Origin of the sequence: Riemerella anatipestifer (genome assembly GCF_009663465.1) — a bacterium.
Taxonomy (GTDB): domain Bacteria; phylum Bacteroidota; class Bacteroidia; order Flavobacteriales; family Weeksellaceae; genus Riemerella; species Riemerella anatipestifer_C.
The window spans coordinates 66,859-91,805 of the sequence record NZ_QXHU01000002.1; the positions used below are offsets into that span (position 1 = coordinate 66,859).

A 24,947-nucleotide genomic window follows, 5' to 3' on the forward strand; every position below is an offset into this window, starting at 1 on the left:
AGTAAAATGCCGTTTTTAGAGCGGCATTTTTTGTACCTTTACATTAAGAATTTTGAAAAGAGAAGGAGTATGAAAAAGTTAGTTCTATTATTATTTTATTTGATTTCAACTGCTGCATTTGGACAGGATATAGAGGATATGCAGGAAGGGTATAATTTCTTTGGAGGTACAGATACTCACATTCTTGTTAGAATAAGTAAACCAATATTTATAACGGATAATAAGTGTTCTTTAAATTATGAACATTCTAGATTTGAAGGAGGAGATGCACTTTTTTCTAAAGACTTAGCGAAGTATTTGGTGGCTTATTTGGATAAAGATACTTACTATGCCAAAGGGCTGTTCTCTATCAATTTAGAAATAGATGAAAAAGGAAAAGTAGGCAAAATAGAGGTACTTCCAAGATTAAAGAATGACGATTATTTTCAAACCGATATAAAGTATGCAATAAAGCGTGTTAAAAAAAATTGGAAGCCAGCAACCTGTAACGGTATTCCAGTTAAGTCTAATATAAAAATTAAGACTTTATTCAGTCCAGAATCTTACGATACTTATGGGTTATAGATAAAAAATGGGCGAAAACCTTCTAGATTTTGCCCATTTGTGCTTATAGTTTCTTGTTTTTTATTTAGGTAAGAAAACTTCTGCAAGCATACATCTTGCACTACCGCCGCCGTTGGTTTCTATAGTGCTGAGGTCAGAATAAATGATTTCTGAATATTTCTCTATATTTTCTACCTGATTAGGGGAAAGAGATTGGTAGGCACTTTGGCTCATTACCAAAAATTTCTTTCCTTCGTTATTATGTACTTGAAGCATATTCCCAGCAAAATTTTGCATTTGTTCTTCGGATATTTCTATAATTTCTTTTCCAGATTTTTTTATTGTATCTACTACATATTGGCGTTCCTCAAGGTTGTCAATACAATCTAGACAGATGACAACAAAGCGGTCTGCAACGCACATCATCACATTGGTGTGGTAGATAGGCAATCTCTCTGTACCAGCTGTTTGGTAAGAATGAAAAACTACAGGCGTATAACCAAACTTCTCACAAAACTCACGGAAAAGCTTTTCGTCTAATCTTAACGAAACTGAGCCGTAAGCCAATTTGTTATCATGGTCAAAAATAATACTGCCTGTACCTTCTAGAAAAACACTGTCTTTTTCAGAAGAGGTTAAATCTACAACTTCACTTATTTTGAATCCTTGGTTTTTAAGATTGTCTAAAATATCCATACGGCGTTCGTCTCTTCTGTTAGGAGCGTACATAGGGTAGAGGATAACTCTCCCATCAGCACCAAAACTCACCCAGTTGTTTGGGAAAATAGAGTCAGGTGTGTGTGGCTCTAAAGTGTCTTGTATGCTTACAACAGCGATGCCTTTAGAACGAAGTTTTTCTACAAAATTTTTAAACTCTTGTAAAGCTTTAGATTGAGTATCCTCATTTTCTGAATTAACTTGAAAATAATTATTTTCTGCGGTTTGTGCGTTGTAGCCAAATGCTACAGGTTCTATCATTAAAACGGTATTGGTGGTTTGCATAAAAATATTTTTCACAAAGATAATGTTTTTTCGGGATTGAGAACCAAAGGCACTAAAAACAAAATAAACTTGGAAACTTTTTTTGTTTATTAGTTTTTTGTTCTATATTTGCAGCATTGAAATTATGGAAGATAAAAATATTTTTTTGAAAAAAGTCTCGGATCTTTTTCTTCAGAATGGAGCTAAATCTCTCACTATGGATGAGATAGCTAGGGCTTTTTCGATGTCTAAAAAAACGTTGTATCAAAACTATAAGAACAAAGAAATACTGCTAGAGGAAGTTTTAAATTTCTTATTGAAACAGCTTCTAGAACAGCTTAAAGCAGAGGAAGAGAAAAATCTAAACCCGGTAGAAAAAATGCTTTTGAGAGAGCCTAAAATAGAGCAGATTTCTAAAAATAACAAGACATTTTTTGTGCGTCAGCTCATCAAATATTATCCAGAGATTTACAATATGCACATTGTGAATGTCTATAAAGGTATTTACGAGATACTTAAGCATAATGTTATTAAAGGTAGAGAGCAGGGGCTTTATGAAAAAGACTTTGATATAGAAACCTATGCTAAGTATTTTTTAGAACTGATGTTTGCCTTTGATAGTTCTCCTCTTTTTGAAGAAGAACAGAAAGAGGGCAGGAGTAATTACTGTCAAGGGGTGGTTAGGTTTTATCTCAATGCCATAGTAACACCTAAAGGAAAAGAAATTTTAAATCAACTAGAATATAACAATGAAAAATAGCATTAAAATTATAGGTCTTGTGGCTTTATTTTTTCAGGGTGCTTTTTCGGCTCAGGATTCAAGAATGTTGTCCTTGTCCGAAGCTATAAATCACGCTATGGAGCATAAAGCAGATGCGGAGAAAGCAAGACTAAACATAAAAAAAGGTGATGCCGAAATAGCAGAGGTTAAAGCTAATGCTTTCCCAAAGATAACCATCAATAATAATACTACTTATAACCCTTTGTTACAGGAAATTATTATGCCTAATTTTGTAAACCCTACTCAAAATATGAGGCTTACATTGGGGCAAAGATGGCAGTCAACTCATATGGCGCAGCTCCAGCAGGTGCTTTTTAACCAAACAGTTTTTACTGGGTTGAAAGCAGCTAAATCTACTAAGGAGTTTTATCTCATCAATGCACAACTTACGGAGGAGCAGATTATAGAAAAGGTGGCTAATGCCTATTATCAAGTTTATCAGACGGAGCAAATGTTGCAAAATCTGCAAGATAACCTAAAAATTGTAGAGCAAACAGTTAAGATTATTAAGGGATTATATGATGCTGGTTTAGCAAAGAAAATAGATTATGATAGGGCTTTGGTTTCGTTTAATAATGTAAAGGCAAATCAGCAACAGCTTATCAATGCTGTGCAGTTAAGTAAAAATGCACTTAAATTTATGATAGGTATGCAGATGGAGCAAGAGATAGAGCTTCCAGAGCAGAGTTTTGAGCCGTCTGTACTTATTTCGGAAAGTTCTAACTCGGATTTTTCTGAAAGAACAGAGCTTAAGGTGTTGAAGAAACAGCTAGAACTACTTAACTGGAAGAAAAAAGCTTCGGAATCTGAATATTATCCAACCGCAACTCTAATTGCCAACTATGGTTGGCTAGGGCAAGGGGCTAAAATGCCTTGGTGGCACGGGGAAAAAGATAAGGTCTATTGGTCGGATATGGCCTCAATAGGTCTCAATATTAGTATTCCTGTTTTTAATGGATTTTCCACCAAATCAAAAATAGAAAAAGATAAAATAGATATTGAAAAGGCACAAGCTGACTTAAAGGAAGCACAATTGGGATTAGATTTAGCTTATAAGAATGCAAAAACTCAATTGGAAAATAGCAGTATTACCATTAAAAACCAAGAGAATAACGTAAAGTTGGCAGAAGAAGTTATGGCGAATACAAGGGCAAATTATCAGTATGGCTTGGCTACGCTTAACGATATTTTGGGGGCGGAAAGAGATTTGGCTGATGCGAAAAATAACCTTACAAAATCTAAGCTAGATTATAAATTAGCGGAAATAGAGCTCCTAAAATCACAAGGTAAACTAAGAACTTTAACAGAAAAATAAATTATCATGAATAAAAAAACATTATTATCTATTATAGCGGTAGTAGGCGTAGCTGTGGGCTTTTTCTTTATTCTTCAAAAAAATAAAGCCAAGAACCAAGAGCAGGTAAATATCGTAGCAGAAAAAAATAACGAAATAGCGGTAAAAGCCGAAGCTGTGAAAAGAGAGGAAATAGGAGGTGCTTTTAGTGTTAATGGTACTTTTTTGGCAAAAACACAGGCTAATATTTCGGCAGAGATGGGTGGACAGTTGGTAGCTCTTTATGTAAAGGAGGGCAGCTATGTGAGAGTGGGGCAAGTAATAGCCAAACTCAAAGGAGATAAAATAAATGTGAATGTAAGCAATGCTCAAGCTAATTTAGACCAAGCTATTTCGGCACTTAACCGTTTTGAAGCCGCTTATAAAACAGGTGGAGTAACAGCACTACAACTAGATCAAGCGAGATTGCAGGTGAAAAATGCTAGAGCGCAGGTACAGTCGGCTCAACTTATGTCTGGCGATACTAACGTTGTGTCTAAAGTGAATGGTATCGTTAATCAAAAAATGGTAGAACTAGGTAGCGTTGTGGGGGTAGGAACACCTATTGTACAAGTGGTGGATATTTCATCACTTAAACTAAAAGTGGAGGTAGATGAGTCTCAAGTAACACAACTATCGGTTGGTAACACAGTAAAAGTAAAACCTAGTGTGGTGGATACCGAGATAGATGGGCAAGTATCCTTTATAGCACCCGCATCTAATGGAGCTCTTAAATTTCCTGTAGAAATTACAATCAATAATGCATCTAATATTTTAAAAGCAGGAATGTACGGAACGGCAACATTTGACAGAACTGGAGCAAAAGAAATTTTGAGTATTCCTAGAAACGCTTTTGTGGGCGGTGTGAGTGATAATTTGGTTTTTGTAGTGAGAAACGGTGTAGTTCATCTTACCAAAATTCAAAGTGGTGCTAACTATGGTGATAAAGTAGAGGTTACAGGAGGACTTAATGCAGGAGATATGGTAGTAACTAGTGGGCAAATCAACTTAGTAGATGGTGCTAAAGTTAAAGTATTAAAATAATCATTTGGATTTAAGAAATCAATGCGTTTTTTGATTTTTTAATGACTTAATAGAGGAATATAAGATGAAATTAGCAGAAGTATCCATAAAAAGACCCAGTCTAGTTATTGTAATCTTGTCATTACTTCTCATAGGAGGATTGTTTAGTTATAAACAACTTAATTATGAGTTAGTACCCAAGTTTGAAGTAAAGGTAGTTACTGTGGCTACCATATATCCAGGGGCATCTCCTACCGAGGTAGAGAATACAGTGTCTAAAAAAATAGAAGATGCTGTTTCTGCACTAGAAGGGGTGAAGAAAATACAAACTAAATCTTACGAAAGTCTTTCCATTGTTATCATTCAGTTTAATAATGATGTCAATACAGACTTCGCAATGAATGATACCCAAAGGAAAATCAATGCCATTAGATCAAACCTTCCTGATGGAGTTAAAGAGCCTTCGTTATCACAGTTTTCGCTTTCAGATTTACCTGTTGTAAGTATGGGGGTTACCGCCAACTTATCTGAAAATGAACTTTATGATTTGATAGACCAAAAAATTCAACCAGAATTTTCTAGAATCTCAGGTGTCGCTAAGGTAAATATTGTAGGAGGGCAAGAGCGAGAAATTCGTATCAATTTAGACCCTAGTAAATTACAAGGTTATGGGCTTAGCATTCCGCAGGTGGTTCAGATAATTACAGCGTCTAACCTAGATTTCCCAACAGGAAATTTGCAGACTAGAGATAACTCTACACTTATCCGTCTTTCAGGGAAAATAGCTTCGGTAGAAGAACTTAGAAACCTTACCATTGCTTCTATGAATGGTATTAATATTAAACTTTCTGATGTTGCCGAAGTACAAGATACTCAGAAAAAGGTAGATAAAATTGCTCGTATCAATCAACAGAACACCTTGTTACTTCAAGTTCAGAAACAAACTGATGCCAACGCCGTTACAATGAGTGAGTTGGTTCAGAAGAAAATGAAAGTTATAGAAGAACAATATAAAGACCAAGGGCTTAAAATCAATTTGGCTAATGATACTTCGGTATTCACACTTGCGGCGGCGGATTCGGTGCTGAAGGATTTACTTATTGCGGTGGCGTTGGTGGCGTTTGTGATGTTGTTTTTCTTGCATAGTTTTAGGAATGCTCTTATCGTAATGGTGGCTATTCCAACCTCTCTTATTGCAACATTTATAGGGATAGCGTTGTTTGGGTTCTCTCTCAACTTGATGAGTTTACTTGCGTTATCTTTGGTAGTAGGGATATTGGTGGATGATGCCATTGTGGTAATAGAGAATATCCACCGCCATATGGAGATGGGTAAGAATAAAGTTCGTGCCGCGTATGATGGAGCTAAAGAAATAGGCTTTACCGTTACCGCTATTACTTTGGTAATTGTGGTGGTGTTTTTACCTATAGCCTTAAGTAGTGGTTTGGTATCCGATATTATTAGACAGTTTTGTGTAACGGTAGTTATCGCTACAATGTTGTCTTTATTAGTATCGTTCACCGTAGTACCTTGGTTGTTCTCTCGTTTTGGTAAACTTGAGCTGATTAGCAAAGATTCTATCTTTGGTAAAGTGATTTACACTTTTGAAGATGGTTTAACTAAGTTCACTCATTTTGTAACAGATTTACTTAAATGGTGTCTAAATAATAAGATTAAAACCTTTGTTGTAACCTTTTTACTTTTCGTAAGTTCTATCGCCTTGCTCGTAATGGGCTATATTGGGTCAGACTTTTTCCCTAGAACTGATAAAGGAGAGTTTTTGGTTCAAATAGAAATGCCAAAAGATGTTTCTATAGAGCAAACCAACTTTATGACTCAAAAGGCAGAAAACTATCTTGCTAAAAACTCTAATGTAGCTACGATGATTACCACGGTGGGGCAGTCTAGTGGTGGTATGGGAGCAGTACAGTCCACGCCGTATAAATCTGAAATTAATGTTAAACTTATAGATAAATCTAAAAGAAGTGAGCCGAGTAATGTTTTTGCTGCAAAAATAAAACGAGAACTAGAGCCTATTTTAGTTGGTGCAAAAGTAACTACTGTACCTATGGGGCTTATGGGAGCTGAACAAGCACCGTTGCAGATGACAGTAATGGGTACAACACTAGACGAAGCTCTAGGCTATGCTAAAGAAGCAGAAAAGGTACTGAAATCTATAGAAGGAGCTACGGAAGTAAAGTTGAGTGTAGAAGAAGGTAACCCAGAAATTTCGGTGAGTGTAGATAGAGATAAAATGACGGCTCTAGGTCTTAATGTGGCAACCGTAGGGCAGACATTGAGAACGGCTTTTAGTGGAAATACCGATAATAAATTCCGTACAGGAAATAGTGAATACGACATCAATATCATCTTAGACGAATCTAAAAGAGGTAGCATAGATGATGTGAGAAATATTGAGTTTACCAATGCTCAAGGACAGAGAATAAAACTATCACAATTTGCTATGGTTGATTTCTCTTCTGGTCCTGCCGTTTTGGAGAGATACGACCGTTCACCAGCTGTTACTATACAAGCCCAAACCATAGGTAAAAGTATGGGAGCTGTGGCTAATGAATGGCTTGCCAAGTTAGAAAATGTAAAGAAACCTGCCAGCGTAAAATGGGTATGGGGTGGTAATATGGAAAACCAAAGTGAAGGTTTTGGTTCTTTAGGATACGCATTACTAGCGGCGATATTATTAGTGTATATGATTATGGTGGTGCTTTATGATGACTTTGTAAAACCGTTTATTGTCCTGTTTTCTATTCCTCTTTCCTTTATTGGAGCACTGTGGGCATTGGCTCTTACCAATCAGAGTTTAAATATCTTTACCATTTTAGGGATTATTATGTTGATTGGTTTGGTGGCGAAGAATGCCATTCTCTTGGTAGATTTTGCGAATCATAGATTAGAGCAAGGTGAAACCATAGAAAATGCTTTAATACAAGCCAACCACGCTAGACTTCGTCCTATTTTGATGACTACGATAGCGATGGTATTTGGTATGCTTCCTATTGCGATGGCTTCGGGAGCGGCGGCAGAGATGAATAACGGTTTGGCTATTGTGATTATTGGAGGATTGTTATCATCATTATTCCTTACATTAGTGATTGTTCCAGTGGTATATTTAATTGTAGTAAAACTGGAAAGAAAACTTGCTAAAGAAGACAAAGCAGATTATGATGCTCTAATGAAAGCAGATTATAAACACCTTCATCCAGAAGATGAAATAGAATTTTAGAATAATAAAAAAAGAGGCTTCAAAAAATGGAGCCTCTACTTTTAGCCTAAAGAAAAAATAGTATTTTATTTAAATTTTAAAGTCTTTAAATCTAGTTGATAATTTAGCTTTAGAATATCTTTATGGTCATAGAGTTTAAATGTGATTTGGTTTTCTCCATCGTACTCTATTATTCCGTAGTTGGGTTCTACAACAGCCTCTCCTATTCTAAATTTATTAGGCTCTAGGGACGGCCATTTTTCGGTTAAACCACTAGACGTTAAATCATAGATAGGATATTGGTTGGGTAGGCTGTACTTTGATAACTCTCCCCAATGTACATCTCCAGATATTACAAAAAGATTTTCGGCTTTAGTTTTCTTAATTAAATCCATCATTTTTTGTTGTTGGCTAGGAAGGTTTGTCCAAGATTCCCAACCATTGTATTCGTGTGAGAACTGGATACTAGAAACCAAAATCCTTAAATCTGCAGGAGTTTTTAGAATTTCCTCTAGCCAGTTCCATTGAGCTTCTCCTAGAAAACTTTTAGAAGTATCTCGGCACGGAACATAGTCGTTCTTTCCGAAAGGCATTGTACTTTCAAATTTACAAAGAGCATCACGATTAAATCTAGTGTCTAAAATAATGATTTGAATTTTTTTGTTTTTAAAAGTGAAATATTCTACTCCATAAATACCGTTAGCGTTGGTCTGTCTGAATTTATTATTAACCTCCCAATATTTTAAAAACAAGGCTTTAGAGGCTTCTTTGTGAGGGTATTCTTTCCCCGCATCATTCCAACCATAGTCGTGGTCGTCCCAAGTAGATAGCATCGGAACATTTTTCTTTAGGTTTTTAAAATGAGGATTGTTGGTTAATTTTTGATACTTAGCTTCTAGAACCGTCATATCGTAGGTGTCTCCATAGATGTTATCTCCCATCCATATAAATAAGTTGGGTTTCTTTTCAACCACTTTATCTAATAGTGATAAGTCTTTATCTTGTTTAGAACAAGAGGCTATTCCTATGATAAATTTCTCTTGAGCATTAGCAATGAGTAGTCCAGAAAATATAGATATTGAAAGTAATTTTTTTAGTAATGTCATTGTTTATTTTGGTTTAAAATTTAGAAGTTTAGTTTTGCCACCACATTTTAGAATTAATATTATCTCCACCTAGTAGATTAGAGGCTTTTTGATAATTATCTCTATTTACAGATTGTTCAATAGAAGGATATATTAGCCTTGATGGTATTTTATTACCGTTAGTATTGCCTTCACTTGGTTTCAGTTGAGGTAATCCTGTTCTTTTAAAATCGTTCCACGCCTCAAAGCCATTCCAAAAGAAGGCTAACCATTTTTGTTCTGCTATCAATACAAGTTTGTCTCCTGTATAAGCAGCAGTTTCTGTAAGATAGTTTTGAGGCATTGCGGTATTCCAGAATTCAAAACTAGCTTTGACTCCGTTTTCGTAATGTTGCTTTGCAGGAAGGTTAGCCCAACCTTTTTCTGCCATTTCTGCTAAAATGAACTCTAGCTCGGAGTAAGTCATTAAAATTCCTTTAATTAGAGTAGGATTGTAATGGAAATTTAGGTTAAGCATAGAGAGGTTTCTGTAGTCAGTGGAATAAGAACCTGGCTTGATGGCTTTGTGTTCTGTATGGCTACTATTTTGAGGTTTGTTATACCAAGTGTCAATTCTAGGGTCGTTGTATTTTTTTGCTAAGTCTAACATTGTGGTAGATAAGGCTGTAAGTTGCTCAATTTCATAAACTCTGCCTCTACCAGCGGAGTAAGGAGAAACATCATTTCCAACGCCTGAATAATAATAGATTGCAGCATCTTGGTTGGATTTGAATATTGGATATTCGTTAGGATTGGAGAGGATTTCTCTAATTTCTGAACTTACGTCTTTTTTATTCATTGTTTTTATTAGAACCCTTAGACGTAAAGAATTGGCGAATTTTCGCCATTTACTTATATCGCCTCCGTAGAGTTTATCACCCTCTATTGTTGCTCCTTTTGTTAGTATTTGGTTGGCTTCTTTGAGCATTTGGTTTGCACCTTTGTAAACTTCTTCTTGAGAGTCATACTTTGGAGTAAGTATTCCTTGTTTGTACTGTCCTGCTTCGGACATAGGGATAGGACCATAGGCATCGGACATTTGAGTAAAAATAAAAGCTTTTAACACCTTGGCCACACCTATGTATTCTTCTTTATGAGATTTTTTGCCTATGTATTCTATATCGTTGAGGTTTTCTATTTGTCCATAAAGTTTCCAATAACTATCATTGGCAGTCCATGTATAAGTATCTATTTGGTTATATTGTATGTAGCTAATCATTTGTGATACTTTATTGCCTAGACTAAAATTATTGTCTACATTGGTATCCGCTATGCGATAAAGAATATTGGGTAATAATAGATTTACACTTACCGTTTCTTCGGTAAAATTATCTTTATCTTTGTTCATTTCCTCAAAACCTCTAGTGCAGGAATTGAAGACAAAAGTACTGGTTAAGATTAAAAATATTTTTTTCATTTTTTCCTTGATTTAGAATTTAATATTAAAGTTTACGCCGTACCCTATAGCTACAGGATATTGCATTACCTCCATACCTGGTAGCAGAGTACCACCAGACATAGCCATAGATTCTGGGTCTATATGTTGAGGTGTTTTAGTCCATCTTAGGAGATTTCTACCAACTAAAGAGATATGTAACTCTTCCATTCCAGCAGATTTTATCCACTCTTTTGGCAATGAGTATCCAAGGCTAACTTCTCTTAATTTAATGAACGAAGCATCAAACGAGTTAGACTCGGCGTTGTTTCTAGTGTAATAGCCTCCAAAATGATAATATTTTTCTGGATATACTCTGACATCGTTAGGCACATATGTGCCATTTTCTAGTTTAACTCCTTTTCCTATGATACCTGTTTCTCTCCCTTCTAGTGTATATGGTAGTACCCCAGACTCTCCGCCTATGGCATTGGTGTAAGAATAGATAACGCCTCCTTTTCTAATATCAAATAGCACTCCGAGTGAGAAGTTTTTATAATTGAATTGATTTCTAAAGCCTAGCATAAAATCAGGATTGTAGTTTCCTATGCGCTCTTTGGTGTCTGATAGTACAGGGAGTCCTTCATTAAAGATAATTTGACCGTCATTAGTTCTTTTAAATACATAACCATATATATCGCCCATTCTTCCACCAGGTCTAGCTTCTATGGTTACATCTGCAGGACCTTCAGCGATAATATAAGATTGCAAATCTTTGTAAAGCTCTCTAACCCAGCCTCTGTTTCTAGTAAAGTTGAAACTCATATTCCACATAAAGTTTTTAGATTTTACGGCTGTCCATCTTAGGAAGGCTTCTATACCTTGGTTTTCCACCAAACCAGCATTTACTAGGTTGGCATTATATCCTGTGGCGTCGGATATTCTTACAGGGATAATCTGGTTTTTGGTTGCGTTTTGGTAGAAAGAAGCATTAAACTCTAGTCTGTTTTTAAATCCAATAAACTCTAGTCCGACTTCTTTTGTGGTGGTAGTTTCAGGCTTTATGTCTGTATTTGGAGCTACTGTAGGATTGGTAACAGTACCTAGCAAACCTCCAGAAAGATATTTTTTTTGTAAAAATTCGGGAGAGGTTCCGTTGGCTATAATGGCCCAGTTGGTTCTTATTTTGAGCAGATTGATGGCTCTACCCATATTTAAAGATTTATTGAGTAGCCAACTGAAAGAGGCTGATGGATAGAGATAAGTGTTTTTATTTGTGGGCAGGGTAGAGAACCAATCGTTACGGGCGGTTACTTCTAAAAATGCATAATCTTTATATCCCAAATTGATGCTTCCTAAAACAGAATTAATTCTTTCTTGGGTAAATTCGCTGTATCTAGATACAAAATTCTGTGTATTGTTTAGAGAGTAGATGCCGTGGGTCATTAAAGCGTTGGATTGCAGAAACTTTTCACTAAGTTTTCTATCCATTCTACTCAAGCCACCTAGTACATCTAGCTCAAAATCACCAAATTTATTTTGATATTTTAAGAGCATATCCACATTTACTTCATTAAAGTTGAGGTCTTGCAGTCTTAGCATTCCCTTTCTATACCTATGAGATGCCATAGGTCTTCTAGAAGTTCTATCTTCATTTTGATAATCTAGTCCAGTTCTTATGAGGGCAGAGAAGTTTTGATTAATTTTATAGTCTAGCTGAATGCTACCAAAAAATCGGTCTCTATTAAAGGCATTGATGTTCTCATTGGCGATTAAATAAGGGTTATCTGCCCACCCTAGAGAGTAGTTTTGTTTTACTCCAGGTTCTAGCCAATAGTTTTTTGCCCATTTTAAATCGTTATTTAGATGATTCCAATACAGTACATACATAAGTCCTTGAGAACCATATCCTGTTACGGGGACATTATCACTTTTAGTATTCACAAAATTTAGGCTAGTGGATAAGTCAAACTTAGGTGTTAGTTTAAAGGTACTGTGGGTTGAGAATGTATTTTTATGTAAATTAGTGTTTGGGATATAACCTTCGTTTTGATTATTAGTATAAGATATACGATAAGAAATATCGTCGGTAGTTCCTTGTACGCTTATGTTGTTTACGATTTGAGTTCCTGTTTTGAAAATATCTCTTAAATCATATCTTCTAACAAAAGGTATTTTTACACCATCGGCATATTCTGGAGAGCCGTTTTGAAGAAGGTATAAATTAGGGTCAAACTTTGGTCCATAATTTTCTCCTAAACCATTTAATAGTTGAAATCTTTCTCCTGCACTATTGGTGCCTCCTTGTCCATATACCGATTGGAACTCGGGAAGAATAGGACTTTGGAACATAAAAGAAGAATTGTAGTTCACTGCAAATTTGCGTCCCTTTTGTCCCTTTTTGGTGGTAATCATAATAACTCCGTTTGCTGCTCTGGAGCCATATAGTGCGGCGGCACCACCTTTTAATACGGACATATTTTCAATATCTTCAGGATTGATGTCCATAATGCCACTTCCATAGTCAGATGGAAGGTCTCCTTGATTGGTTGGTGAGCCTCCAACTCCAAAAATACGGTTAGAAATAGGTATTCCATCAATAATAAACATTGGCGAATTATTGTTGATGTTAAGAGAGTTATCACCTCTTATGACAATTCTTGATGAACTAGCAACGCCAGAAGTTCCTGCGGTAATTTGGACACCAGATACTTTTCCAGAAAGATTGTCTAAAGGATTTACCGTTTTAACCTCGGTAAGTTCCGAACCAGATAGAGCCTGTATAGCGTTTGCTGTTTTTTTCTTTTCCTTTTTAATTCCTAGAGAAGAAATTACTACTTCATTGATTTGATGCTCTTTTTCATTTTGTTGGGCATCTATTTTTCCCATTATCATACAAATGAGCCCAATAATACATAAACGATTTTTTTTCATAAATACCTGCTTGATTTTGGGCCAAAACTATAAACTATGCTGTTAAAAGATATTAAGAGAGTTTTAACATAAGGTTAAGTTTTGTTAAAAAAGAAAAGCCTAAGCGTTACACTTAGGCTTTGTAAATTTTGTATGTATTTAAAGTAGATATTGAGCGTTATTTCCCAGTTCTATTTTGGATATCGTTATTAGAGTTTTCGTTTTTCTTTACTTTTTTAACCTTTTGGTTTCCGAAATTGTAAGTAACCGAAAAAGCATAAGTTTGGTTATATTGTCTTTGTGTAACATCACTGATATATCCATTCTCTTGTTGGTTTTTTACACGAATGTATCCCATTGTATTAAAGACATCATTCGCTGTAAAACGGAAAGTCCAATTTTCCCAATTCTTTTTTATGGAGAGGTCTAGCTTTTGTAGAGAGTCGATAGTTCCTATTTCCATTTTTTGTTTAGAAACCCAAAAGTAATCTACATCTAACCAAAGATTTTTGGCTTTGTTAAGAGCAATTTGGTTGTTAGAACTTAACGCTAGATATTCGGTAGTTCTATCCACAACATAAGTAGGGAAAACTTCTTGAGTTAAAGGGTCTTTGCTTACACTACCACTAAAACGAGTATAAACTCCAGTAGCGTTAAAACTTCCCATCCATCTACCATTAAAGAAAGCTTTTTGCATACCTATACTTGCAGATAGCTGGTTTTTGTTACCATAGTTAGTTCTTATATATCTCAGCTCCGTAATGTTGCCAGTGGTTTTTTGTAAAGGTATTTGAGTGGCTGCATCTTTAGTATAGTTTTGGCTAAGGCTTAGGAAATAAGTACTCTTAAACATATACATTAGCTGTTGGTTGTAGCTAGTAGAGGCTTTCATAAAAGGGTTGTTTTGCCCAAAGTTCGTTTCTGTGGTGTACATTCTTACTGGATTGAGTTCCCAAAACGAAGGTCTTCGTACTCGGCTAGAAAAAGAGTAGCTAATAGAATGATTGTCATTAGCTTGATAGGCCAAATTAAGGAACGGAAGCAAATTACTGTAATTATTTTTGAAATGATAATAAGGGTCATTTTTTCCTTCTACATCACCTTTTGTAGCGGTCATTTCGTATCGTAAGCCTACTTTTGTAGAAAGTTTTTCGCCAAAATTTCTCTCGTAGTTGGTATAGAAAGCACCTATCTTTTCTTGGTAGATAAAGTGGTTACTCAATGCATTATTTCTGTAAAATACTAAATCCGAAGCAGCAATATCAAAAATAGTATTGTTATCTGTTTTGGTAGTGCCAAAGTTTCCGCCTACGGATAGAGTAGAATTATCTTTGAGTTTCCAAATGTAGTCTAAAAATCCAGAAGTATTATTGATGTTTTGAGGCGCCTCTTGATTCATAGCCGAATTAAGAGAAACGGCATTATTGCCTATGCCAGAATAAAACAGCAAATTGCTACTATTTTCTCGGTTAAACTTGAGGTGAGATAGGTTGATTTTTAGAGTGCTCCCATTTTTATCTGTTTTTAAATCATAGTTAAGAGCGGTAGAGAAATTTTGAGTGTTTTCTTTCTCTAGGCCTTCCGATGGGCGTATTTGGAATAAATTTCCATTGATGAAGTCTTGGTTGTTAGAAGTAGTTTTGCCTTCTTTCTGAAAAGAAAGCCCAGAATTAAAACTGAAGTTTAAGTTACTCTTTTCAGTAAGTTCATAATCTGCGGTAATATTGAAATTAGTTCTTTGAGAAGGCATATCAATATCCACAAGGCTAAGAGTTTTGGTTATAGAGGTTCCGTTCTCTATCGTAAACTTTTGTTTATAGTTGTCTTCGCCATACCCTAAGCTTGTGCTTATGCCGAGTTTATTTTTTCTGTAGTTTAAGCTGAGGTTAGACGAAGTATTATTATAAAATGCTTGTTCGTTTTCCATTCTTAGAACTCCATTAAAACCATCGGTATTCTTCTTTTTCATAACGATGTTAATGATGCCTGTGTCGCCTTCCACATTGTACTCGCTACCAGGAAGGCTAATAACTTCTATCTTAGAAATGTTTTCAGAAGGAGTGTTTTTTAGTAGAGCTAGCAAAGCATCAGCATTCATATTTGCTTTTCTTCCGTTGATGAAGATGGTGGTGCTAGACTTTCCTAAAATTTTAAACTCTTTCCCATCTGTAGTAGTAACGGTTGGTGTTTTTTGCAGAAGTTCCAAAACCGTATTCCCTTTGGCTGCAGGAGATGCTGCTACATTGTACACCATTCTATCAGATTTTTGCTGAATAAATTTCTTAGTGAGCGTAACTTCTTCTAGCTTTTTAGTTTTAGTAGAATCGGTTTTCGCAGTAGTTTGTGAAAATACGGTTGTAGAAACCAAAATTCCGAGTAAAAAATAAGTCTTTTTCATAGCTTTTGTTTTTTAAAAAAGAGCCGAGTGGTGGTTATTAGTTTAAATGAATGTAAAACTCGACTCTTTTGTTTAAGATTATTAGTTTTATTTTCTGGTACAAAGATTATAAATAAATTACTATTATGCAATACAAAGTAGTATATATTTTGTATAATATGCTTTAACTATTTGATTATCTGTGTAAAAAAATAAATCTGTTTAGACTTTCTATAGAGTAAGACGCAAGAAATTATAAAAGGTTGTCTAGGGAATACTTATTTTTTTTGAAAAAGAGGTCGTTTTTGTTCTGCTAAAATCATAAACTGAACTAGGTCGTTAGGGGTGAATCTCCCATATTTTAAAATATCTTTCGTGTCGAAATCTTTAAGCACAAAATAAATGAAGGCATCTTTTTCGTCATAGTTTATATTGAGTTCCTTAAAGTAGTCTTCTCCCAACTCTTTATTCAGAATTTGAAGCAAATCTAGTAGTGTCCATTTATTATTTACTTTCCCTAAAGAGAATCCTTCTCCTTTGGGTTGAGTAAAAAGCATAGGATTTTCTAGTTTTGATTTTCGGTAATAGCTGTAAGGTGTTTTCTTATAGTCAATAAATAAATCCGACTTTAGTTGCTCCAAATTTTTATTGGGTTTAAATTGTTTTAGGTCTTCTTTTATGTTGCCTGTGGTCTTTATACTTAGCTTCACTTCTTCTATTTCTTTGTAGGAGGGGAGTAGTGTTATGTTTAATTCGTTGTTAAAACTTTTGGGAGATACTTTATAAGCCACCCTTTCATAGCCGTATTTTACAAATCTTAGTTCTTCGTCTTCGGAAGCACGGATATTAAAGGCTCCATTGTTATCCGTAGTGCTTTGCTGATTGGTGGCTATATTGATGACAAGCGTATTGCCTAAAGGAATATGATTTTCATTAACGACTTTCCCAGTGATTATCTTTTGAGAAAACAAAGTCTGATTGAGCAATAAAGGAAGGATAACATATAGAGTTTTCATCATCGTTTTAATATAAAGTTATGTAGTTTTCAAATGTACTTCAAAAAGTAATATAGAGTTGTTGGTTTAACAGCAGGTTAATAGACTTTAAGACTATTTAACGGTTATCATATAAACTTAGGTTAAAGATTATTCCTTAAACAGAAAAATTACTATCTTTGCGGACTAAAGTTTACGGGGGCTGACTGGTTTCGACAGCAAGGTCAGTAGGTAAGTAAGCATGCAGAGAACCGTAGCGCGATCTCTTTAATCCCTTGCTACAAAGTTTAACTGGCAACGAAGAGTTTGCTCTTGCTGCTTAATCCGAAGCATTAGTAGGATAAGCCTTTTCCCGAAGTATAGTAAGGAAACAAGATGTCTCACGGAAGCTCTGTTCTGCGGCGTCCGAGTATGAGGCATAGGAAATGCAGAAATAAGCCTTTAGAAGCTTTGGCTAAAGGACGAAAATCTTAAAAGATAAGCATAAAGTTGGCGGTCTGTTGTCTGCTTTATGACGAAAACTAAAAACAGACTAAGCATGTAGAAAGCTTGCGTATTGCTTGTTTGGACGAGGGTTCGAATCCCTCCAGCTCCACAAAAAACCACCAAAATCTAAAAATTTGGTGGTTTTATATTTTTGGTTATAATTATGGTAAAACTCTTAAATATCCCACTGTAAGGCAATTTCTTTAAAATCATGTATAGTTTCTTCTATACTTTTGTGGTATTTACCTCCCGCTGCATTGATGTGTCCACCTCCGTTAAAATATTGTCTAGCAAACTGGTTAACATCAGCAGTATCTTTACTTCTAAATGAAATTTTTATAAAATCCTCATAAAGGTCTTCCATAAAGAAAGCGGAAACTTTTACACCAAGTAAACTAAGTCCATAGTTTACAAAACCTTCGGTATCTCCCTTTTGGAAACCATACGTTTGTAGCTCAGAGCGTTTGAGCCAAAGAATGGCGATTTCTCCATTTTTTATCAATTCTATTCTGCCTAATACAAGAGATAATAGGTTGAGTCTTGAAATAGTATTAGTATCCCAAGTGTTTGATGTAATATTGGCGGGGTCTGCTCCGTGTTCTATCAATTGAGCAATAATTCTATGAGTAGTAGCACTTGTAGATCTAAACCTAAATCCGCCTGTGTCAGTCATAATTCCTGTGTAGAGGCATTCTGCAATAGATTGGTTGAGTTTTTGAGTGTTCTCTAAAGCCTCTATAAAATGAAATACCATTTGAGAAGTCGCAGGAATACTTGTGTCAGAATAGACGAAGTCAAAAGCATCTGGCTGTTGATGGTGATCTATTAAAATTTTAGTAGCAGGAGATTTACTCACCCATTCTCCTACAATACCAATACGAGAAAGTGTATTGAAATCTAGACAAAAAATAACATCAGCATCTTTTATCAGTTCTAAAGCCTTTTTCTTTTTATACTCTGCGATGGTAATTTTTTTGGCTTCGGGCATCCATTTGAGAAATTTTGGAAAATCGTTGGGGACGATAACTTCTGCCTCCACACTTAAAGTTCTTAGAAAATGTTTTAGTCCCAAACTAGAGCCTATAGCATCTCCGTCTGGGTTATAATGAGTGATGATAACAATTTTATTATCAGGCGTTATCAAGTTTTGTATATCTTTAATTTCTTGTGAATTAAACATTTTTTGTTCTTTTTTGATGAGATTGCAAAGATAGATAAGCCAAATTAAAATGAGATGTAAATACAAGAATAAAAAAATATTTTTGTGTTGAGGTTTGTATATTTTAAAAAAATATTTATCTTTGCAGTCTCAAAAAAGAAAGAATATTACTGACCTATAATAAAGACTGTAATGAAAAGAACATTTCAACCATCAGAAAGAAAAAAGAGAAATAAGCACGGATTCCGTGAGAGAATGTCAACGCCTAACGGTAGACGCGTATTAGCGGCTAGAAGAGCTAAAGGGAGAAAAAGATTAACAGTGAGTGTATCTCGTGCTAAAAGATAGTAGTATGTATGATATCTGTTGATACAGATGTCTGTGCTATTTTACTTTACTGTATAAAAAGTGCTTGAAAACTTTTTTCAAGCACTTTTTATTGTTAAAATTTCCTAAAATTGGTTTGAACCTCAAAAGTTTTATTTATTTTTGAGATTCAAATTAAAAATATCCAAAATGCCACATAGAAACGAAGAAGGAGGTAGTATCATAAGTCTTAAGAATGCTAAAATAGTCCAAAAAAACTTTACAGTTTTAGACGGTGTTGACCTTGAAATTAAAAAAGGTGGTTTTTGTTATCTTATAGGTAAAACGGGTTCAGGTAAAAGTTCCTTACTTAAGGTTCTTTATGGGCATCTTCCGCTAAAAGAAGGTAAGGGTACTGTGGCAGGGTTTGATTTGGCAAGTCTTAAAACATCGGATATTCCTAATCTTAGGAGAAAATTGGGGATTGTATTTCAGGATTTCCAGCTTCTTACGGATAGGAGCGTAGAGAAAAACCTTCGTTTTGTACTTCAAGCAACAGGTTGGAGCGATAAGGCAAAGATGGAGGTGAGAATAGATGAGGTATTGGCGAGTGTGGGTATGAAAACCAAAAAGCATAAAATGCCACACGAATTATCTGGTGGAGAGCAACAGAGGGTAGCGATAGCGAGAGCTTTGCTTAATCATCCGCAGCTTATTTTGGCTGATGAACCTACGGGGAATTTGGATCCAGAAACCTCTAACGATATTATGACTTTACTGAAGCAAGTAGCTCAAGAGAATGGGGCGGCGGTACTTATGGCAACACATGATTATCATATGATACAAAATTTCCCTGGAGAGGCTATTAAATGTAGTGCAGGTAAGGTTTCAGTAATGGCTACAGAGGAACTGTTTGAGTAATATATAATCATATAATCTTTTAGGAATTGAAAATATGAAAGTCTTTTGTGGCTTCTAAATATTGGTCCGAGTATTGTCTCGGACTTTTTTCTATAATAAAATCCTCGTCTTTTATTTCTTTTTTAGAAAAAGAAAATTCTAATATTACTCGTTTTTTGGGGTTATGTTCAATCCCTTTTATGTTAATTTTTTTTTGTGGGAAAAGTGAATGTATTTTACAGATTTGGGTAAAAGATTTTTCGTATTCAGCGGGGATGATGACGCTAAATATCCCATTTTTTGATAGAAGTTGAGTGCTTCTCTCAATTAAACATTCAAAATCTAGAGTGAGCCTTTGTCTTGCTATTTTGTCTTTATCAGAAGGGTTGGTTTCAAAATAAGGAGGGTTAGAGAAAATAAGGTCAAACTTTTGCTTGGGTTGATATTCTTTAAAATTGATATTGATGGCTTTAAGTCGCTTATGGTAGATAGAGTTATCAAAGTTTTCTTGTGCTAGATTGGAAGCATTCTCATCAATGTCAATCGCTATAATAGAGCAACTGGGATTTCTTTGAGCGACCATTAGACTGATGATGCCAGTGCCACAGCCCACCTCAAGTGCAGTTTCAATATTTTCTACTGTTGTTAACGCTCCTAATAGAACGGCATCTGTACCAACTCTAAAAACGCTGGAATTTTGTTTTATAGAGAAATTCTTAAAACAAAAAGGTTTTAAATCTTTTGACATTAGGTTTAAATGTTTTTGGGAATGGTAATGATGAACTTAGTCCCTTTATCTAGAACAGACTCTACATTGATACTTCCTTTATACTCTTCAATCATTTTCTTAACCATAGTAAGCCCTAGTCCCATTCCACTAGATTTAGAAGTAAAATTAGGTTCGAATATTTTTGTCATTTTATCTTCACTCATACCTTCTCCGTTGTCTTCTATGGTGATTCTTATAAGGTTGTAACGTTCCTCTAAATCTATGTTGATGATGAGCTTTCTGTTTTCAGATTCAGCTTGTATGGCGTTGGTGATAAGGTTATTGAGGATTCTTGTGAAATAACTTTTGTCTAATGGGAAAATAATATTAGCCTGATTAGAGTGAAAGAAGATATTTTTATTATTAAAAATAGTAATGATGTTTTTAATCTCTTCGTTTAAATTAAGAGGATGGTCTTCTTTTTCGGGTAATTTAGCAAATTCAGAGAAAGCGGTGGCTACTTTAGAAATAATGTCTATTTGAGTAATCATAGAATCGCTGAGTTTTTTTACCTTTTGTTCCACATCTGGAGCATTGGCGTCAAACCTCCGTTCAAAACTTTGCATAAGTAGTTTCATAGGGGTCAAGGGGTTTTTAACTTCGTGGGCTACTTGTTTAGCCATTTCTCTCCAAGCGGTTTCTTTTTCAATGTGTGTAAGTCGCTCTTTTTGAGCATCTATCTGATAAATCATACTATTGTAAGATTTTACTAAGATGCTTAGCTCATCATTCCTGTTGTATCTAATTGGCTTTAATTCTTTATTAAATAGATTGATTTTAGATAAAAATTCGGATATTTTAGTAAGGTTTCTGGTAACTCTTCTAGAGATAAACCAGCTTAGGATAATACTTGTTAGAATGAGTAGCAAATTGATGATAAAAATATTGTAAATGTATTTATCTATTAAATCAGAATAAGAAATATCGCTATGGTAAGATGGGTAGTAAACAATACCAATAGGTTCAAAAATATTGTTTTTTAAAACTAAATAAGATGAAGTAACTTTATTGTTAGTGGTGCTATCGTGGGTTTGTATATCCATTCTAGCATCGGATGAGATGATTTTTTTTAGAAGTTCATTTGGGATTTTTTTCTCTTTTATTAAAGAACTATTTTTATTTGATAAAAGGAATTGTCCTTCTAAATCATAGATGATAATATCGTGTTTATTGATGTCAGCAATTTCCTTAATTTTGTTATTTAGAACTTTTTTAATATTCTTTGGGGTTACAGTTTCTCTACTTATAGCATAATCTAGAGAAGCAGTAAGGACTTCTGCGGTTTGTTGTACTTTTATTTTGTTTTGAGTGATAGCACTTTGTCTCAACATCATATAAGATATAAAGGTAGAACCTACTATACTTAGAATACAGATGAGTAGAAAACCAAAGAAAATCCTATTTCTTATACTGAAACCACGGTAGTTTTTTTGTAGCATTTATTTTAAATTCATTAGTTTAGCAACATATTTACCAATGATATCAAACTCAAGATTAACGAGGTCTCCCGTTTTAATCTGTTTTAGATTGGTATGTTCCCAAGTGTACGGAATGATAGCAACGGAGAATTTTTTATCCATACTTTTGGCCACTGTTAGGCTAATACCATTGATGGTGATAGAGCCTTGTGGAACAGTTACAAAATCCGAAGTATAGGCTATTGTGATAAGGTGGCTTCCGTTAGCATCTTCTATGGCCTCTACGGTTCCTATGCTATCTACATGACCTTGGACGATATGTCCGTCTAGCCTTCCGTTCATTATAGTACACCGTTCAAGATTGATGAGGCTGCCTTCTTGCCACTGGGAAAGGTTGGTTTTTTCTAAAGTTTCATTGATGGCGGTTACGGTATAGAGATTTTCATTGATGTCCACTACGGTTAAGCAGCAACCATTGTGGGCGAGGCTTTGGTCTATTTTGAGTTCTTGTGTAAAAGGGCAAGACAGAGTAAAGTGAATATTATTACCTTCTTTACTAATTTTTTTGACAATTCCTGTGGCCTCTATAATTCCTGTGAACATATTAAATAATTTACTAAATTTGTAACTTTGGAAAACAAAGATAAGTAAAATGAGTGTAAAACATCACAGACCTAGAGTAGGAATTTCCATAGGAGATTTTAATGGTATAGGCCCTGAAATTATTCTAAAAACATTAAAGAATAAGTCTATTACAGAATTTTTCACTCCTGTGATATTTGGTTCAGGGAAGCTTTTTTCTTATCAAAAAAATATATTTAAGATTCAGGCTAACTTTAATTATGTCAATAAAGCAACAGAAGCTTCTGTTGGCAAGATTAATATTGTTAATCTTTGGAAAGATAATATTAATGTAAATTTAGGAGTGCCTACGGAGGAGTCCACAAAAATGGCGATAGATTCTTTGGAGGCAGCTACAGAGGCTTTGAGACAGGGAGAAATAGATGTTTTAGTAACTGCACCTATCAACAAAGATGAAATGCTAAAGCATGGGTTTAAATATGCAGGACATACAGGGTTTCTAGAAGCGAAATTTGAAAAAAAAGGATTGATGTTTTTGGTAACCGAAGATTTAAAAGTGGCCGTGGTAACGCATCATATCCCAATTTCGGAGGTGGCTCAAAATATCAGTAAAGAAAGGATAAAAACTCATTTGAATATACTAAATACAGCTTTAGTAGAAGATTTTTGTATTGCTAAACCTAAAATAGCAGTTTTAGGACTTAATCCACATGCTGGTGATGGTGGTGCAATAGGTAGAGAGGAGCAGGAAATCATTATTCCGGCGATAGAAGAGTCTTTTAATAATGGTATTTTAGCGTTTGGACCTTATCCAGCAGATAGTTTCTTTCAACCGCAAAAATACAAAGCGTTTGATGCGGTTTTAGCAATGTACCATGATCAAGGTTTGGCGCCGTTTAAAACTTTGGCGTACGAGGAAGGAGTCAATTATACAGCGGGGTTACCTTTTATACGAACTTCTCCAGACCATGGTACGGCTTACGATATAGCAGGAAAAAATATGGCAGACCATAGGTCTTTTGAGGAAGCTGTGTTTACTGGAATAAAGATTTTTCAAAATAGGAGTGAGTATCACAGCTTGATGGAAGGTAGATTGAGGGTTAAAAGGAGTGGAAATAATGGTATAGATGAAGATTTGCCAGATGAAGAGTCTTAAAAATAGAAGGTGTTTATTTAATTTGTAGTGTAGATTTTGTTATATAAAAAAAAACGCTTATTTTTGCAGACCATTTTTATGGATAAATTTAGAAAATATGATATTGTTTTCTCGGGCTTGAAAAATGGGAAACACCAGTTTGAGTTTGAGATAGATAAAGAGTTCTTTAACTTGTTTAATGCAGATATAGACTTTAGTGAACCTAAGGTTCTATCGAGTGTTTTGCTAGAAAAACACACTACTTTCTTGGAGTTTTGTGTAAAGGTGTCGGGAGAGGTGTGTTTGATTTGTGATGTAAGTGGAGACGATTTTCCTTATGAAATAGAACATGAACTCAATGTTTTGGTGAAGTTTGGAGAAAGTTATGATGATAGTAACGAGGAGGTGATTACCATTCCATCAAATGATTGTCATTTTAATGTGGCTCAATTGATTTACGAAGCAGTGATTTTATCTATTCCAATGAAGAAAATTTCACCAAAGGTAGAAGGTAATGAAGAGTATGAGGCTTTATTAGAGAAGTATAGTCCTAAAGTCTTAGATGAGTTGGAAGAAGATAAATCTAAGGAAGATATAGACCCTAGATGGCAGGCATTAAGCAAGTTGAAAAATAAATAGAGAAGAGTTTAACGTAATATAGAAAAATAAAAAACAGTAATAATGGCACATCCTAAGAGAAGACAGTCGTCAACCAGAAGAGATAAAAGAAGAACTCACTACAAAGCAGTAGTTCCTCAGTTAGCTAAAGATGCTACTACGGGAGAGTTGCATCTTTATCATAGAGCTCACTGGCACGAAGGAAAACTTTACTACAGAGGAAAGGTAGTAATGGAGAAAAATGTAGAAACTACAGAAGAGAACTAAACTACTGTAGTAGAAATTATTTTATGCATAAAACCGCTCTTTTTTTTGGATTGAGTGGTTTTTGTTGTTATATTTGGGTGTTAAAAATTATTTTATGGATTTAAAAGATTTACAAAACCTCATTAAGTTTGTTTCTAAATCGGAAGTAGCTGAGGTTAAATACAAAACGAAGGATTACGAAATAAATATTAAAAATCCTGGCTCTAATGACAATATAACTTACGTTCAGCAATCTTTACCACAATCTCCTGCAGTTTCGCCTGTGGCATCGCCAGTAGCTCCTGTAGCAGTATCATCATCTGCTCCTGTAGCTCAAGAGCTTAAAACGGATGATGATAGTAAGTATATTACCATCAAATCTCCAATGATAGGAACTTTCTATAGAAAGCCATCTCCAGACAAAGAGGCTTTTGTAAATGTAGGAGACTCTGTATCTGAAGGTAAAGTAGTTTGTGTGATAGAAGCGATGAAACTATTTAACCAAATAGAAAGTGAAGTAAGTGGTAAGATAGTTAAAATATTGGTAGATGATGCTACCCCTGTGGAGTATGATCAGCCATTATTCCTTGTTGATCCGTCTTAAGTAGAGAAATTTTAAGTCAAAAAAGTGTTACAGTTTGCTCTGTTGATATGGAGTGATTT

General features: G+C 34.9%; 21 protein-coding genes and 1 other RNA gene. 12 read left to right on the forward strand and 10 right to left on the reverse strand.

Translation table 11 applies throughout. The features are described 5' to 3' along the window. Nucleotides 1-69 precede the first annotated feature (69 nt). A complete protein-coding gene (locus D1003_RS02560; protein WP_154137704.1) occupies nt 70-564 on the forward strand; it encodes a hypothetical protein in 495 nt (164 codons plus the stop codon). A 60-nt stretch (nt 565-624) separates the two neighbouring features. Here D1003_RS02560 and ctlX read toward each other — a convergent pair whose 3' ends face one another. After that, complete coding sequence (gene ctlX / locus D1003_RS02565) at nt 625-1,545, reverse strand: citrulline utilization hydrolase CtlX (RefSeq protein WP_153935877.1); 921 nt, start codon at nt 1,543-1,545, stop codon at nt 625-627. 124 nt (nt 1,546-1,669) lie between these two features. Between ctlX and D1003_RS02570 the strand changes: the two genes are divergently transcribed. The 4 genes from D1003_RS02570 to D1003_RS02585 all read left to right on the forward strand — a co-directional run bounded on the left by D1003_RS02570 (nt 1,670) and on the right by D1003_RS02585 (nt 7,902). Next, a complete protein-coding gene (locus D1003_RS02570; RefSeq protein WP_079207123.1) occupies nt 1,670-2,284 on the forward strand; it encodes a TetR/AcrR family transcriptional regulator in 615 nt (204 codons plus the stop codon). Then, entirely contained in the window at nt 2,274-3,620 is a 1,347-nt protein-coding gene (locus D1003_RS02575) for a TolC family protein (protein WP_153935612.1), read from the forward strand. The genes D1003_RS02570 and D1003_RS02575 overlap by 11 nt, the downstream gene beginning before the upstream one ends. Nucleotides 3,621-3,626: 6 nt before the next feature. Continuing rightward, the gene (locus tag D1003_RS02580; protein WP_079207120.1) at nt 3,627-4,682 is read left to right on the forward strand and encodes an efflux RND transporter periplasmic adaptor subunit; all 1,056 of its coding nucleotides are present in this window, start codon (nt 3,627-3,629) and stop codon (nt 4,680-4,682) included. 64 nt (nt 4,683-4,746) lie between these two features. After that, nucleotides 4,747-7,902, forward strand: a complete 3,156-nt coding sequence (locus D1003_RS02585; protein ID WP_153935613.1) for an efflux RND transporter permease subunit — start codon at nt 4,747-4,749, stop codon at nt 7,900-7,902. Between the two features lie 65 nt (nt 7,903-7,967). On the opposite strand, the gene D1003_RS02590 is transcribed toward D1003_RS02585, so the two are convergent. The 5 genes from D1003_RS02590 to D1003_RS02610 all read right to left on the reverse strand — a co-directional run bounded on the left by D1003_RS02590 (nt 7,968) and on the right by D1003_RS02610 (nt 16,689). After that, nucleotides 7,968-8,987 carry an alkaline phosphatase D family protein gene (locus D1003_RS02590; RefSeq protein WP_153935614.1) on the reverse strand — a complete coding sequence of 340 codons (1,020 nt, stop codon included), beginning with the start codon at nt 8,985-8,987 and terminating at the stop codon, nt 7,968-7,970. Between the two features lie 28 nt (nt 8,988-9,015). After that, nucleotides 9,016-10,422, reverse strand: a complete 1,407-nt coding sequence (locus D1003_RS02595; protein ID WP_153935615.1) for a SusD/RagB family nutrient-binding outer membrane lipoprotein — start codon at nt 10,420-10,422, stop codon at nt 9,016-9,018. Between the two features lie 12 nt (nt 10,423-10,434). Further along, on the reverse strand, nt 10,435-13,314 hold the full coding sequence (locus D1003_RS02600; RefSeq protein ID WP_260393294.1) for a SusC/RagA family TonB-linked outer membrane protein: 2,880 nt from the start codon (nt 13,312-13,314) through the stop codon (nt 10,435-10,437). Between the two features lie 157 nt (nt 13,315-13,471). Beyond that, nucleotides 13,472-15,691 (reverse strand): TonB-dependent receptor domain-containing protein, encoded by a 2,220-nt coding sequence (locus tag D1003_RS02605; protein ID WP_153935616.1) that lies wholly within the window; start codon nt 15,689-15,691, stop codon nt 13,472-13,474. Between the two features lie 257 nt (nt 15,692-15,948). Beyond that, a complete protein-coding gene (locus D1003_RS02610) occupies nt 15,949-16,689 on the reverse strand; it encodes a carboxypeptidase-like regulatory domain-containing protein (RefSeq protein WP_185148328.1) in 741 nt (246 codons plus the stop codon). Nucleotides 16,690-16,863: 174 nt separating this feature from the next. Between D1003_RS02610 and ssrA the strand changes: the two genes are divergently transcribed. After that, nucleotides 16,864-17,263, forward strand: a transfer-messenger RNA (tmRNA) gene (gene ssrA / locus D1003_RS02615). Nucleotides 17,264-17,326: 63 nt separating this feature from the next. On the opposite strand, the gene D1003_RS02620 is transcribed toward ssrA, so the two are convergent. Then, nucleotides 17,327-18,331 carry a bifunctional oligoribonuclease/PAP phosphatase NrnA gene (locus tag D1003_RS02620; protein WP_153935617.1) on the reverse strand — a complete coding sequence of 335 codons (1,005 nt, stop codon included), beginning with the start codon at nt 18,329-18,331 and terminating at the stop codon, nt 17,327-17,329. Between the two features lie 171 nt (nt 18,332-18,502). On the opposite strand from D1003_RS02620, the gene rpmH reads away from it, so the two are divergent. Further along, nucleotides 18,503-18,658 (forward strand): 50S ribosomal protein L34, encoded by a 156-nt coding sequence (rpmH, locus tag D1003_RS02625; protein WP_004917131.1) that lies wholly within the window; start codon nt 18,503-18,505, stop codon nt 18,656-18,658. A gap of 168 nt (nt 18,659-18,826) precedes the next feature. Next, on the forward strand, nt 18,827-19,537 hold the full coding sequence (locus D1003_RS02630; RefSeq protein WP_153935618.1) for a cell division ATP-binding protein FtsE: 711 nt from the start codon (nt 18,827-18,829) through the stop codon (nt 19,535-19,537). A gap of 19 nt (nt 19,538-19,556) precedes the next feature. On the opposite strand, the gene D1003_RS02635 is transcribed toward D1003_RS02630, so the two are convergent. Genes D1003_RS02635 through D1003_RS02645 form a run of 3 tightly spaced genes read right to left on the reverse strand, consistent with a single transcriptional unit; the run spans nt 19,557 to nt 22,306 of the window. Beyond that, a complete protein-coding gene (locus D1003_RS02635; protein ID WP_052911338.1) occupies nt 19,557-20,264 on the reverse strand; it encodes a tRNA1(Val) (adenine(37)-N6)-methyltransferase in 708 nt (235 codons plus the stop codon). 5 nt (nt 20,265-20,269) lie between these two features. Next, a complete protein-coding gene (locus D1003_RS02640) occupies nt 20,270-21,724 on the reverse strand; it encodes a HAMP domain-containing sensor histidine kinase (protein ID WP_153935619.1) in 1,455 nt (484 codons plus the stop codon). Beyond that, on the reverse strand, nt 21,725-22,306 hold the full coding sequence (locus tag D1003_RS02645; RefSeq protein ID WP_153935620.1) for a riboflavin synthase: 582 nt from the start codon (nt 22,304-22,306) through the stop codon (nt 21,725-21,727). A 49-nt stretch (nt 22,307-22,355) separates the two neighbouring features. Between D1003_RS02645 and pdxA the strand changes: the two genes are divergently transcribed. From pdxA to accB, 4 genes are all read left to right on the forward strand, one after another. Next, nucleotides 22,356-23,441 carry a 4-hydroxythreonine-4-phosphate dehydrogenase PdxA gene (pdxA, locus tag D1003_RS02650; protein WP_153935621.1) on the forward strand — a complete coding sequence of 362 codons (1,086 nt, stop codon included), beginning with the start codon at nt 22,356-22,358 and terminating at the stop codon, nt 23,439-23,441. Between the two features lie 78 nt (nt 23,442-23,519). Continuing rightward, nucleotides 23,520-24,059, forward strand: a complete 540-nt coding sequence (locus D1003_RS02655; RefSeq protein WP_153935879.1) for a DUF177 domain-containing protein — start codon at nt 23,520-23,522, stop codon at nt 24,057-24,059. A gap of 42 nt (nt 24,060-24,101) precedes the next feature. Beyond that, nucleotides 24,102-24,305, forward strand: a complete 204-nt coding sequence (gene rpmF, locus D1003_RS02660; RefSeq protein ID WP_004917152.1) for a 50S ribosomal protein L32 — start codon at nt 24,102-24,104, stop codon at nt 24,303-24,305. Between the two features lie 94 nt (nt 24,306-24,399). Next, the gene (accB, locus tag D1003_RS02665; RefSeq protein WP_153935622.1) at nt 24,400-24,888 is read left to right on the forward strand and encodes an acetyl-CoA carboxylase biotin carboxyl carrier protein; all 489 of its coding nucleotides are present in this window, start codon (nt 24,400-24,402) and stop codon (nt 24,886-24,888) included. Nucleotides 24,889-24,947 lie beyond the last annotated feature (59 nt).